Raw genomic sequence first — 13,742 nt, 5'->3', positions numbered from 1 at the left:
CACCCCACGAGAAGGCCGTGTCAAGACGGACTACGTTAATTCACTCCGGTGAGCGTGCCAGCTCCTCACTAATGAGGGATACAGATTCCGGTGCCGACTGCATCCAGCTCAACGACGGGGCCACATCGCCACCGGCGGAATCCAGAATGTTATCGAAGCGCAGCACCATGCCTTGTGACTTTTCAGCCACATAAAGATGCTCGCCATCGAATGCGATATCCACCGGGTTACCCAACTGGGTAGCACCGACTGCATTGTTGTCCTCGTCATCAATGCGTACCGATACATCCGTTACCCCGTCTGCGGTAGACGCTGCATCAAGCACGTAAAGCTTTCCGTCAGTGGGGTTGGAACCGCTGCCCACATCCGAAAGAATCAACTGATCCGTGTCGGCTACATGGACGATACCGTGCAGGTTAGTCGGTGCTGTAAATGCCACACCGCCCTCGGCAGGGGTAATCACCCGGTCGGCACCGGCACTGCCACGGCGGGTACTGTAGTCATCAAAAACCGCCACGGTGCCATCGGTCAGCGCAACATAAAGGCGATCCTCACTCGGGTCATAGTCCAAATCCCAAGGCGCTACACTCAAGGTAGTACTGAACAGCGGAGGCACATCACCGCCCGCCTGAGCCCCGAACACGCGCACCGCCGGGCTGCCATTATCAGTCACCAGTACCCAGCCCTGCTGGTCGGCCACATCAAACCCTTTCGGAGAGGAGAGTCCTGTGCTTGCGCCTTCGATCACTCGATCACGGCTATCACTGAACATTTCGCCGTCGCGGCCGATGGCAAGACGATTGATTACGGCAAGCCCGGTGTCGTAAGTCACATAGGCATCGCCCAACTGATTGAAGGCCAGGCTTTCCCGGTCCAGGCCTGTGCTGAAACCGCGCTGCATGGCACCGAGATCCAGATCCAGCACCACGACATCTGGATCACCCGGCAGCGCCGGGGCATTACTGGTGACCGCCACGCCGGTAAAGTCAGTGCCGGTTTCATCAATGTCCGAGAGATCGGCCAGTACGTCCTGCTCAACCACCAGTGCCAGCGATTCCGGCTTGATGCTTTCCACCACGTCATCGGGCGCCACATCCCCGGAACTGCCCGACACAATATTGTTGTAGACCAGTACCGCATCGTTGGATTTTTCTGCGATATAAGCCTTGTTGCCTTCCAGCACCAAATCCACTGGATTGCCCATCATGGTGGCAGGCCCGGCAAGAGAACGGGACGGCGTCACCGTGCCATTGGCTGTGGATGCATTGCCGATAACATACAGACGGCCATCATCCGCCACGGCAGCATCGCCCACATCGGTGATCACCAGAGTGTCGCTATCAGCCTGATAGGCAATGCCGTGGATATTGGACACCGGCCCGGCAGCATCCGGCGTAATGGTACGAGAAGGCGTTGCCATAAAGCCGCCAGCAACATAATCATCGATCACCTCCACGGTCCCGTTGGTCATCGCCAAAAACAGTCGATCAGACGCTTCATCGTAGGCCAAGTCCCAAACGTTGCCGGCCAGTGCCGTACTGGCCAGCGGTACGGCGTTTTCACCAACAGCAGAGCCAAACACTTCCACGCTGTTGCCACCGACATTGGCCGCCATCACCAGCCCGGCTTTATGGGCAATGGCGATCCCCTTCAGCGTGATGGAGCCATCGGCAGGAAAATCACGATCCAGAGCCGGCACCGCAGCAGCGTTATTACTACGCTCTATCACTCTGTGCAGGGTTTGCAGGCTGCTTGGGGCGCCGCCCCTGTCGTTAGCCACATACAGATTTCCCAGCAGATCCAGAGCGATGCCTTCATTGCCATCCGCACTAAAGGTCTGCTCTACATACAAGCTGCCATCCAACACATCCACCTGCCCGGCATTGCTGCTGCCGTTATGCATCACCAACAACTGATTGCCCGTAGCCGAGTCCGACGCAGTGACCAGAGAACGATCGTCATGATCTCCGCCACAGGCCGCCAGCGCCACAGCCAGCGGTGAAAGCCACAGAAAACCTTTGCCATTCACATTCATCCCTTTCTCTCCTTGATGGATATCCATTCCGACCAGCGGGCCGGATGGTCAGGACACAAGTCCTGCTTCTGATACCCGTAAAAAAGACAAGCAGATGTAACGATAGGTAAAGTTTTGTTTTGCATGAGTAAAAAAGAATTGGGCGCAACAAACCACCGGTTGTCTGACACATGTTGATCTTGCCTTGCTGGCAAGCCCCGGAATCGCTAGCCTTCACCAGTAATTTCACTTCCCCCGAAGCTAGGCTTCGAGGTATTCTGAAAGTCACCATAAACAGCCCAAAAGGCCATCTTTTCCATCTTGGACACACCACTCGTTTCACAACAAATCAGCCTCGAACCCAACGATTCCCATCGCTTGGCCAGTCTCTGTGGCCGCCTGGATGAACACATCAAGCAGATTGCCCAGCGCTTGCAGGTGGAGATCCATAACCGCGGCAACCAGTTTCATCTGTCCGGGGATGCCGCCTCCGTGGAGGCCGCAGGGGGCATTCTTAACGAGCTCTACGCTCAGACCCGCGACGGCACCGAGCTGACACCGGAAATAGTGCACCTGCATCTTCAGCAGTCCACCGTGGCGGATCATGCCGCCAGAAACCTTGCCGGTAACTCCGAGCCTTCACCCGGCGACGACATGCTGATCCGTACCAAGCGGGTACGCATCAAACCCCGAGGCGCGCACCAGCGTGAGTACGTGCAGCAGATAAACAAGCACGACATCAACTTTGGTGTGGGTCCGGCGGGCACCGGTAAAACCTGGCTGGCCGTGGCGTGCGCAGTGGATGCCCTTGAGAAAGCCGAGGTGCAACGCATTCTGCTGGTTCGGCCAGCGGTGGAGGCCGGGGAAAAGCTCGGGTTCTTGCCCGGCGACCTAGCGGAAAAAATCGACCCTTATTTGCGACCGCTTTACGATGCGCTCTACGAAATGATCGGCTTCGAAAAGGTGGCCAAACTGATGGACAGAATGGTCATCGAAGTAGCGCCACTTGCCTATATGCGCGGGCGCACCCTGAACAACAGTTTTGTAATTCTAGATGAAGCCCAGAACACCACTCCGGAACAAATGAAAATGTTCCTCACCCGAATCGGCTTTGGTACTCGCGCGGTGATCACCGGCGACGTCACCCAAGTGGATTTACCCCGCCATCAACGTTCTGGTCTGGTCAACACACTGGAAGTGTTGGAAGGGGTAAAAGGGATTGGGGTAACCCGCTTCGATAGCCGCGACGTGGTTCGCCACCCGCTGGTTCAACGCATTGTAGAGGCCTACGACCGTCATGAACGGGATACCGACACCCACCGTTGATATCCAGTGGGCCAGCGACGCCGCGGACGCCCCCGATGAAACCCACTTAAGTGAATGGCTACGCCATGCGGCCATTGCCGCCGGTGGTGTGGTGGGCGACATCACCCTGCGCATCGTGGATGAAGAGGAAATTCGTACTCTGAACCGCGATTACCGCGACAAGGACGCTCCCACCAACGTGTTGTCGTTCCCTTTTGAAATGCCCGAAGGGCTACCGGAAGGCGCCATGGAACCGCTGGTGGGCGACGTCATTATCTGCGCCGCCGTGGTGCGCCGCGAAGCCGACGAACAACACAAACCCCTCGACGCCCACTGGGCGCACATGGTCACCCACGGTGTTCTGCACCTGCTGGGTTATGACCACATAGACGATGATGACGCAATCGTCATGGAGTCTTTGGAAATCCGCGCCCTTGGCGAGTTGGGTTTTCCTGATCCTTACAGCCCTGCGCAACAAGAAAGCCAGGCACAACCTGAAAATACGGAGTTTAACCCCTGATGTCGGACGATTTTTCGGATAACGGTACCAGCCGAAGTTGGTTGGAGCGTGTCGGCCAGTTTTTCTCACCCACTCCAAGCGACCGGAGCGAACTACTGGAACTGATGCGCTCCATGCGCGACACCCACATCATCGACGGCGACACCCTAGGGATTATCGAAGGCGCCATCTGCGTAGCAGATATGCAGGTACGCGAAATCATGATTCCCCGCTCGCAAATGGTCAGCATCAAGGCCAGCTCCGACCCACGGGATTTTCTGCCCACCATTATCGAATGCGCACACTCTCGCTTCCCTGTGCTCGGCGACGACCCGGACGAAGTGATCGGCATCCTGCTTGCCAAGGATCTTTTACCGTTGATCCTTGATCCCGCCCGTATGGAACGTTTTGCGATCAAGGATCACATTCGTTCGGCTATGGTAGTGCCTGAGTCAAAGCGTCTGGATTCTCTGCTGCGCGAATTCCGTATCAGCCGCAATCACATGGCCATCGTCGTTAACGAATACGGTGGGGTCGCCGGGCTGGTTACCATTGAAGACGTATTGGAACAGATCGTCGGCGAAATCGAAGACGAACACGACATCGAAGAAGATGACTACCTGATCAAGGATCTGGATAAAAACGAATATACCGTCAAGGCCCTGACACCCATCGATGACTTCAACGAACACTTTCATTGCCAGTTCAGCGATGAAGAGTTCGACACCATCGGGGGATTGGTAATGCAGAAGTTCGGCCGCCTACCAGGCCGCGATGAAAGCATCACCCTGGATGGCTTCCGCGTCACCGTGCTCAGTGCCGACGGCCGCACAATAAGACTGCTACGGGTAACACCGCCGGGGGATAATGATAATGACGACACCAACCACGGCGCAGACAACGACTGACCCAACCGCGTCTGCCTGGCGCAACGGCCCCTGGGTAATGGCCTTACTGGCCATTGCCCTGATCGCCGGCCAACTCTTCAACAACGCCAACACCCCGCAACCGGTTTTAAACTGGTATCCCGCCAGCGGCCTGAAAAACCTGGAATGGGACAACTACCTTTCCTGGCTCCGCTTCAATAATCAAAGCGCCCTGTCGCAACGACTGGAAGCGCGCGCGGCTATGGACCCACAGGCCTACAGCGCCGCCCTGTTCGCCGATGATTTTGTCGCAGACAGCCAGCGCCGCGCCCATGATTTCTGGTCGCCTGCTGAAATTGAGCAGTGGAAGCGTCTGCGCGAGCAACTTCCCGCACAGATTGCCACCAGCAACCTGTACCGCTGGGGTTTGCCCGACTCCTCGCCACGTCCCGCCCGTTTCTTTACCGCCCCTTTCACCGGTGGCTCGCTCTGGCTAACGCTAGCCGCTGTGCTTCTGCTGGCGCCACTGGCCTTTACTCTGGAGCGTCGGCTCGGCCATGGCCAGGTGCTCGCACTATGGATCCTTGGCTGCCTGCTCAGTGGCGTCGGCTACCTGCTGCTAGCCAGCCCCGGGCAGGCTCCTTTCCACGGCCCCGCAGCGCCTTTGCTGATTTGGTTCGGCGCGTTTTTTGGCCTGCAACATAGCCCCCTGCAGCTCCCCATTTGGCACCCCAAGCATAAACAGTGGCAACGCCGGCCCGTTTCCCCCTACACCCTGCTGCCCTTGCCCATAGCCGTCATGGCTGCTGTAGCGCTGTTCAGCACACCACTTTTAGCTAATCTCAGTGCCGGCATTGCCGCTTTTATCGCGGGCCTACTGTTAGTGCAGATCATGCAGCCACAGCCCGTCGAGCCAGAACAGCAGGACAACGGCCCCATGGATCCACAGCAACTGTCCTCACTCACTCGCGGCTGGGATGCTCTGGGGCAATTAGACGGCGACGCCGCCCACGCGGCCTTTGCACAGGTTCTTGCCCGCGAACCGGGCCATTTCGACGCGCTCACCGGGCAATTCACCGCGCAGCAATTACTCAACGATAACACCTCCTGGGAGAGCACCGCCCAGCAACTATTTTGTTCTCCCGCAACGGAAAAAGGACAAGCCACTCAGGTGGCGCGTTGTTGGCAGCAATACCAGCAACGCAGCGGCGCACCGTTGTCGGCCGCGGTGGGTTGGACGCTACTGAAAACCTTAACCCGGGCCGAGGAATTTCAGCCGGCAGAGAAACTGGCACGGCAACTGGATGACCATTCGCTCAAGGCAGATGCCATCGCCCAGCTGCGGGCCAGACTGATTCAAGAAGGATTAACACACCGGGCAAAAACGCTGGCGTGACGACTTAACACCTGACGCCACTTGCCCGACGTTCGACACCCTTGGAAAAACGGAAACACCCCCGTTACCCCCAGGCCAGCCGACAGTCCGCTACCTTCTGGCGTAACCGAGCATCACGGCAGTGGCTCTCCACATAACGCAGGTATTGCTCAGCCTTGCCACTCAGGCCGAACGCCTCCGCCAGTACCTTGGCCAGCAACAGGTAAGCTTCACCAAGGTCGGCAAACTCAGGGTATTTCTGGTGGAGTTCCTTGAGTAAGGCAACCACCAGTTTGGGGTCACGGGTATAAACACCCTCAGCCAACGCCAACCGTAGTGCCGGGGCAGCGGGCAACCACTGTGCGTCACGGTGGCGTTGCCGAGCAACCAGTTCCAGAGCAACACTCCAGGCCTGAGCGCCAATCAAACAATCCAGATAAGGCTCGGCCAGGGCAATTCGCTCATCCTCCTTACCCAGCACCGCCAACAACCGGTCATGATGCTGCCAATCCGCCACCGTGGCTTTCTTGGTTTTGATGATTTTTGAGGTAGTCAGCAACACCTTATCGAACCGACCAGCACACAATTGAGTGCGCTGCCGACGCTCAGCCAATGGCAGAGGGACACGCCGCCCACCCTGATTCAGGCCCCACAGCCGGCCGTGCCGGGCCGCAATCTCGCCACACAGGTCCGCCAGAACCAACCACCACCAGGCCGCCAACAAACCAGCCACCCCCTGTACCAAAGGCAACGGCAATACATCCAGGGCCACCGCCACCAGCGCCACTGCCGACACACAGCCCAACGAAGCAAACCCCGCTGCCACGGCATAATCCCGTGGGGCCGACACAATATAGTTGGCCGCCGCCGCATAGGCGCCGGGCTCTGCGCCTTGTACCAACACCGCCAGCCACAGGGCAGGCACCAGCAGCATGCCAATCACCGCGACCAACAAACCTGCCGGCACCGATACCGCCACCATCAAAAGTCCAGCTAGGCCAATCACCAGCAGTGCGGGTAAGGCCTGCCACAGGGCACTTTTCCAGGAGGCACTCTCTGCCAGACAATCCCACGCGGGAAAGGCCGCCTTGCGGCCTTTGCGAGGGCCGGCCCGCAACGTCATCAACGCCGCTGAAAAAACGAGAGTGGGCAACCCCGCCACCAATGCCACCGGCACCATTGCCCATAGCGGGGGCAACAGCGCGGCTAGCACCGCCCAAATGGCCAACAGCGGCAGCAGCGGTAACGAGAACGGCTGGCGCAAATAACGGCCTAAGCGCTGCCACAACGGCCCCATATGGCTCTGTCCCGCCGGCAACAGATCATGATTGCACAGTAAGCAACGTGCCTCCATGCGGTGGTCCTCATCGCCATCCACACATTGCTGACACAGATACAATCCATCATGGGCGCAATACCACAGCGCCTCCGTTCCCGGATGGTACTTGCATGGGTGTTTCACTATGATGCCCCCAGACTTGTCATCCCGGCTTGGGGGACAGGGTTGAGTTGAATGTTCAAAGTGCAAACGCGCGGGAGATTCCTCCCCATGACCGGTAGCCTAGCCATTAATCGTTCGAGGTGGTCCGCGGCGCAGACCGGTTTCGGCTGACAACAAGCGCTCAGTCGCGTTTTAACTTTGAACTTTCAACCCTGCCCCCGCCGGTGTAAAAGCGTATTTTTCTGCTACTTTATTCGTATTGTTGCACTGACTCTAGTCCAAACTGCCAGGCGGCCTGCTCGCCGGTACGAAACGAGGATATCCATGCGTGATCGTCTGCTGGCCCTGATTGCCGGCCTGCTCTTCCCCCTGGCCTTTGCCCCCTATGATCTCTGGCCTCTGTTGTTTGTCAGCATCGGGCTGGGTTACTGGTGCCAGCAGCAGGCGAGCTCTGCCCGCGAAGCATTGCTACGTGGCTGGCTGTACGGGCTGGGCATGTTTGCTTTCGGCATTTCCTGGGTGCATGTTTCCATGCACGATTACGGCTTCATGCCGCTGTGGATGGCGATTCCGTTCACCGGGCTGTTTGCGGCTTTTCTGGCCTTGTTTTACGGCCTCACTTTTTACGCCAGCTGGCGGCTGGGGCGTTCGGCACTGACCTTTGCCGGTATCTGGTTACTGCTGGACTGGCTGCGTGGCGTACTCCTGACCGGTTTCCCCTGGCTATATGCCGGCTACGCCCTGATCGACTCCCCCTTCGCCACTTTGGCCCCCATAGGGGGGGTCTGGCTGCTGACCCTTAGCGCAGTGTTGATCAGCGCCTGTTTGACTCGCCTGACTAACTGGCGCAGAGGCGGGTACGCCGGGCTGATCGCCTCCAGCGCCCTGCTGATTCTCACTGCGGTCTCACACACTCTCACCTTCACCCAACCCGGCGGGTCTGCCCAGAAAGTTGCGCTGGTACAGGGCAATATTCCCCAGGACCTCAAATGGCAACTGTCCATGCGAGAGCGAACCCAGCAGATCTATCAAGACCTGACTCGGGATATCCCCGCCGACACCCTGGTGATCTGGCCGGAATCTGCACTCACTAATTTTTACCAAAACGTCTCCGGATTCGTAGAACAGGAAGGCCAACACATTGCCGAACGTAACGGCGGTTTCATCACCGGAGTTCCCTGGCGCACAGTCCGCAATAGTGGCGTGACCTACCACAACAGCATTGCCTCCATCCCGCTTGATCCCGGCGATGGCCGCCAACGGGTTTACCACAAGCAAAAACTGGTGCCGTTCGGCGAATACGTGCCCATGCAATCACTAATACGCGGGCTGATTCCGTTCTTCGATTTACCCATGTCAGGCTTTACCCCCGGCAGCCCCAGCCAGCCCAATCTAACGGCGCTGGGGCACACCATAGCCCCGTTTATCTGCTATGAAATTCTCTACCCGGAACTGGTGGCCAACCGCAGCCACGACGCCGATGTGCTGCTGACCATCAGCAACGATGCCTGGTTCGGCACCTCTGCCGGCCCCTTGCAGCATTTTCAGATGGCCCGTATGCGTGCGCTGGAGACCGGCCGATGGTTACTGCGCGGCACCAATAATGGGATCACCGCAGTGATCAACGAGCACGGCAAAGTGGTGGATGCCCTGCCGCAGTTCGAGCGCGACGTGCTGCTCAGCCACTACCAGCCCCGCCAGGGCACCACTCCATTCATGACCACGGGGGTATGGCCATGGCTACTGCTGGCCTGCCTGATGGTGTGGGCAGGGTGGCGAGGCCGAATCAGCACACCACCCAATATTCCATATTGATATATGCTTATACTTAATTTGACTTTATGCTCCGGCCAGCCTATAACAGTGGCATTGTCGCATCCTAACGGGAGAGCACCATGCCACGCCCTGAAGTCAAAGCGTTCTTCAACCACGACACCAATACAGTTAGCTATGTCATCACCGACCCGCAAAGCCGCCACTGCGCCATCGTGGACTCTGTACTGGATTACGCCCCCAACGCGGGTCGCACCCGACACACCAGTGCCGAGCAAATCGTTAACTACGTGAAACAAGAAAGCCTCACTGTGGATTGGCTGCTGGAAACCCACGTCCATGCTGACCACCTTTCCGCCGCACCTTGGATTCAACAACAGGTAGGTGGCCAGCTAGCCATTGGCGAGCACATCAGCACAGTGCAGGAAACCTTTAGCAAGGTCTTCAACGCCGGCACCGAGTTTGCCCGCGACGGTAGTCAGTTCGACCACCTGTTCAAGGATGGCGAGATTTACAAAGTAGGGAATCTGCAGGCCCGAGCCATTCACACGCCAGGGCACACCCCAGCTTGCATGAGCCATGTGATCGGCGATGCGGTCTTCGTCGGCGACACCTTGTTCATGCCAGACTACGGCACCGCCCGCTGCGATTTTCCCGGTGGTGATGCTCGCACTCTGTACCATTCCATTCAGACGTTACTCGCTCTGCCAGACGAAACCCGCATGTTTCTGTGCCACGACTACCTACCAGAGAACCGCGAAGAATTCGTTTGGGAAACCACCGTGGGTGATCAGCGCAAACACAACATTCATGTTCATGAAGGCGTCAGCGAAGAAGAGTTCGTCACCATGCGAGAAACCCGCGATGCCTCCCTGGACATGCCGCGCCTAATCCTGCCATCGGTGCAGATCAACATGCGTGCCGGGCACCTTCCTCCCGAGGAAGACAATGGCATCAGCTACCTGAAAATCCCCCTGAACGCACTCTAAGGGAATGCCCATGCCAGTTGATGACTCTGTCTGGGATGTGGTGATTGTGGGCGGCGGCGCTGCCGGCCTCGCGGCGGCGGCCAGCCTGCTCAAACGCAAGCCCTCCCTATCGATAGCGATCGTGGAACCCAGCGATCGCCACTATTATCAACCCGCCTGGACTTTGGTGGGCGGCGGCTGCTTCAACCCTGCAGATACCTGCCGCTCCACCGCTTCGTTAATACCGGCCAAGGCCAAATGGATTCGCAGCAAGGTAACGGGCTTCCTGCCGCAGCAGAACCAGGTCGTTGTGGAAAATCACCAGCATCTGAGCTATCGCAGTCTAGTGGTGGCCCCCGGCCTGGAACTGAACTGGGGAGCCATTGCCGGTCTTGAAGAGACCTTGGGCAAGCATGGCGTGACCAGTAACTATCACTACGATCTCGCGCCCTATACCTGGGAATGCGTGCAATCTCTCAAACACGGCCGCGCCCTGTTTACTCAGCCGGCCATGCCCATCAAGTGCGCCGGCGCCCCACAGAAGGCCATGTACCTGTCCTGCCATCACTGGGAGAAACAGGACTGTCTGGGCGACATTGACGTGCAGTTTCACAATGCTGGGGGCGTACTGTTCGGCGTTTCCGAGTTTGTGCCGCCGCTGATGGAATACGTAAAGCGCTACGGCGCCAACCTGAATTTCACCAGCACCCTGATTGCCGTAGAGGGTCCGGCGAAGACCGCCACCTTCCGCGACACCGCTGAAGATGGCAGCACCATTGAGCGTACCGAATGCTTCGACATGCTCCATGTGGTGCCCCCGCAGCGCGCCCCCGGATTCGTCCGCGACAGCGAACTGGCCAATGAAAGCGGCTGGGTCGCCGTCGATGAGGCCACCCTGCAGCACCCCGACTATGCCAATGTGTTCAGCCTCGGGGATGTGTGTGGCGCCAGCAATGCCAAGACCGCTGCCGCCGTGCGCAAGCAGGCGCCCATGGTAGCAGAAAACCTGCTCGCCCACCTCGCCGATCGCCCCATGGCCGCCCGCTACGCCGGATACGGCGCCTGTCCGCTCACCGTGGAACAGGGCAAGGTGGTAATGGCCGAGTTCGGCTATGGCGGCAAACTGCAACCCACCTTCCCGCTCAACCCCGCGGTGGCTCGCACCAGCATGTGGTGGCTCAAGCGCTACGCCATGCCGCGCATCTATTTCTCCATGATGCTGAAAGGGCACGAATGGCTGGCAAAACCAGGAAAACCATAAGGCACCAAGGCAATGAAACTTCCTGGCTGGCTGGCAGCATCACAATGGCTCCCCCTCTATAACCGGCAGACTGCCGCTCAGGATGGGGTCGCCGCAGTTGTCGTCACCATCATGCTGATTCCGCAGAGCCTGGCCTACGCCATGCTCGCCGGCCTTCCCCCGCAAGTGGGGCTCTACGCCAGCATCCTGCCGCTAGTGGCTTACGCCCTGTTTGGCTCCAGCCGCACCCTAGCCGTTGGCCCGGTGGCTGTTGCTTCGCTGATGACCGCCGCCGCCGCCAGTGAAATTGCCGCCGCCGGCACCCCTGAATACATCGCATCAACCATCATCCTGGCCGCCCTGTCCGGTGCTATCCTGATACTCATGGCCCTGTTCAAACTGGGCTGGATCGCCAACCTGTTGTCGCACCCGGTGGTGAGTGGTTTCATCACCGCCTCCGGAATTCTGATCGCCGCGAGCCAGCTGAAACACCTGCTTGGTGTCCCGCTCAGTGGCCGCAACCTTTATGAACTGGGTGCGTCCTTCTATCACCACCTGCCCAACATTCATCTACCCACCCTCATTCTCGGCGGCACGGCCACGGTCTTTCTGTTCTGGGTGCGCACGTCTTTCAAACCGCTGCTGCTAAAAGTGGGGCTAGCGCCCTTCTGGGCAGATCTAATCAGCAAGGCCGGGCCCGTGTTGGCGGTACTGGCCACCACCCTGCTTGCTGCCAGCCTGCGTCTCGACCAGCAAGGTGTCGCCATCGTCGGTGACATACCCAGCGGTCTGCCCGGTTTGATCATGCCCGCCATGGACACAGAACTCTGGCGGCAACTTCTAGTGCCTGCACTACTGATTAGCCTGATAGGGTTTGTGGAATCCATTTCCGTGGCCCAGACCTTGGCGGCCAAACGGCGCCAGCGTATCAACCCAGACCAGGAACTGATGGGGCTAGGAACCGCCAACTTGGCCAGCGCCTTCAGCGGCGGCTTCCCGGTGACTGGGGGGTTTTCCCGCTCTGTGGTCAACTTTGATGCCGGGGCCCAAACCCCCATGGCCGGGGTCTTCACCGCTGCAGGCATCGCCTTGACGGCGCTATTGCTTACCGGCCTGTTCGTCTTCCTGCCCAAGGCCACTTTGGCCGCCACCATTGTGGTGGCGGTGCTCTCACTGGTTGACCTGGCCACCCTGAAGCACACTTGGCATTTTTCCCGGCTGGATTTCACCGCCATGATAATCACCATTGTCGGCGTGCTGGGCTGGGGTGTGGAGGCCGGAGTCATGGCCGGGGTGATCAGTTCCCTAGCGCTGTATCTATGGCGCACCAACCAGCCCCATGTGGCCGAGATTGGTCTTGTTCCTGGCACCGAGCATTTCCGCAATGTGCAACGACACGCCGTTAAGGTGTCACCGCGAATTATGGGTATGCGCATCGACGAGTCCCTGTACTTCGCCAACATCCGCCGCCTGGAAGACCAGATCTACGATGCGGCCCTGCAACGGCCACAAACCGAACATGTGGTTCTCATGGGCACCGCCATCAACCATCTTGATGCCAGCGCCATCGATGGCCTGTTCAGTCTCAACCGCAGGCTGGCCGACGCAGGCATCACGCTTCACTTCTCGGAGATCAAGGGACCCGTAATGGATCAGTTCAAGCGAGCGGCGTTACCCGAACAGCTCAGCGGCAAGATCTACCTGACCCATTATCAGGCCATGCAGGATCTGGCACCGGAATGTATAAAACAACAGGACCGCCAAGACGAAGAAAACTTGCAGCCCCCACATACCCCGGTAAGCTGACAGCAAATCATCAAGGAGTCCCCATGACGACTACCAATAAATTGACCGACACCCTCTTTGTCGCCGAACAGTTGCAGCCAGAAGATATGGCTGAGCTGGCCAAAGCGGGCTTCAAGATGGTCATCAACAACCGCCCCGATGGTGAAGGTGAAAACCAGCCCAGCAGCGCCGAAATGGCCGCCGCCGCCGAGGCAGCGGGGCTGGAATACGCTCACCAGCCTGTGGTGGGCAGTAACATCAGCGAAACCGATATCGACGGCTTCGACGCCATCGTCTCGCTGGCAGAAACACCGGTATTAGCGTTTTGCCGTACGGGAACCCGCAGCACCATGCTGTGGGCCCTGACTCAGGCCAGCGAACAAGACAACGCCCGTATTCTTGCCACCGCAGAACAGGCCGGTTACGACCTGAGCGGGCTGGTAGAGCGGCTCGATCAGCGCCGAGGGCAGTAACAA

General features: G+C 58.6%; 11 protein-coding genes. 9 read left to right on the top strand and 2 right to left on the bottom strand.

Going from position 1 to position 13,742, the window contains the following annotated elements; all coding sequences use genetic code 11:
- Window positions 1-40: 40 nt before the first annotated feature.
- Window positions 41-2,035 (bottom strand): NHL repeat-containing protein, encoded by a 1,995-nt coding sequence (locus ABNH10_RS07405; protein WP_349385331.1) that lies wholly within the window; start codon window positions 2,033-2,035, stop codon window positions 41-43.
- Between the two features lie 300 nt (window positions 2,036-2,335).
- Between ABNH10_RS07405 and ABNH10_RS07400 the strand changes: the two genes are divergently transcribed.
- Genes ABNH10_RS07400 through ABNH10_RS07385 form a run of 4 tightly spaced genes read left to right on the top strand, consistent with a single transcriptional unit; the run spans window position 2,336 to window position 6,080 of the window.
- Window positions 2,336-3,340, top strand: coding sequence for a PhoH family protein (locus ABNH10_RS07400; RefSeq protein ID WP_349385330.1), 1,005 nt, complete (start codon window positions 2,336-2,338; stop codon window positions 3,338-3,340).
- Window positions 3,312-3,839 carry an rRNA maturation RNase YbeY gene (gene ybeY, locus ABNH10_RS07395; RefSeq protein ID WP_349385329.1) on the top strand — a complete coding sequence of 176 codons (528 nt, stop codon included), beginning with the start codon at window positions 3,312-3,314 and terminating at the stop codon, window positions 3,837-3,839. Before ABNH10_RS07400 ends, ybeY begins: the two co-directional genes overlap by 29 nt.
- Window positions 3,839-4,726: a CorC family transporter gene (locus ABNH10_RS07390; RefSeq protein WP_349385328.1), complete on the top strand. Its 888-nt coding sequence runs from the start codon at window positions 3,839-3,841 to the stop codon at window positions 4,724-4,726. The genes ybeY and ABNH10_RS07390 overlap by 1 nt, the downstream gene beginning before the upstream one ends.
- Complete coding sequence (locus ABNH10_RS07385; RefSeq protein WP_349385327.1) at window positions 4,692-6,080, top strand: rhomboid family intramembrane serine protease; 1,389 nt, start codon at window positions 4,692-4,694, stop codon at window positions 6,078-6,080. Before ABNH10_RS07390 ends, ABNH10_RS07385 begins: the two co-directional genes overlap by 35 nt.
- Window positions 6,081-6,144: 64 nt before the next feature.
- Here the strand turns inward: ABNH10_RS07385 and ABNH10_RS07380 are convergent, their stop codons facing one another.
- Window positions 6,145-7,521 carry a B-box zinc finger protein gene (locus ABNH10_RS07380; protein WP_349385326.1) on the bottom strand — a complete coding sequence of 459 codons (1,377 nt, stop codon included), beginning with the start codon at window positions 7,519-7,521 and terminating at the stop codon, window positions 6,145-6,147.
- A gap of 303 nt (window positions 7,522-7,824) precedes the next feature.
- Here ABNH10_RS07380 and lnt point away from each other — a divergent pair, with 303 nt between their 5' ends.
- The 5 genes from lnt to ABNH10_RS07355 all read left to right on the top strand — a co-directional run bounded on the left by lnt (window position 7,825) and on the right by ABNH10_RS07355 (window position 13,739).
- Window positions 7,825-9,315: an apolipoprotein N-acyltransferase gene (lnt, locus tag ABNH10_RS07375; RefSeq protein ID WP_349385325.1), complete on the top strand. Its 1,491-nt coding sequence runs from the start codon at window positions 7,825-7,827 to the stop codon at window positions 9,313-9,315.
- A gap of 80 nt (window positions 9,316-9,395) precedes the next feature.
- Window positions 9,396-10,262, top strand: a complete 867-nt coding sequence (locus ABNH10_RS07370) for an MBL fold metallo-hydrolase (RefSeq protein ID WP_349385324.1) — start codon at window positions 9,396-9,398, stop codon at window positions 10,260-10,262.
- A 10-nt stretch (window positions 10,263-10,272) separates the two neighbouring features.
- Entirely contained in the window at window positions 10,273-11,502 is a 1,230-nt protein-coding gene (locus tag ABNH10_RS07365) for an NAD(P)/FAD-dependent oxidoreductase (RefSeq protein ID WP_349385323.1), read from the top strand.
- A gap of 12 nt (window positions 11,503-11,514) precedes the next feature.
- Complete coding sequence (locus tag ABNH10_RS07360) at window positions 11,515-13,287, top strand: SulP family inorganic anion transporter (protein ID WP_349385322.1); 1,773 nt, start codon at window positions 11,515-11,517, stop codon at window positions 13,285-13,287.
- Between the two features lie 23 nt (window positions 13,288-13,310).
- Entirely contained in the window at window positions 13,311-13,739 is a 429-nt protein-coding gene (locus tag ABNH10_RS07355) for a TIGR01244 family sulfur transferase (protein ID WP_349385321.1), read from the top strand.
- The last annotated feature ends 3 nt before the right edge of the window (window positions 13,740-13,742 follow it).

It is taken from the genome of Alcanivorax sp., from assembly GCF_040119285.1.
GTDB lineage: Bacteria > Pseudomonadota > Gammaproteobacteria > Pseudomonadales > Alcanivoracaceae > Alcanivorax.
This window is presented reverse-complemented; position numbering and strand designations above follow the sequence as displayed.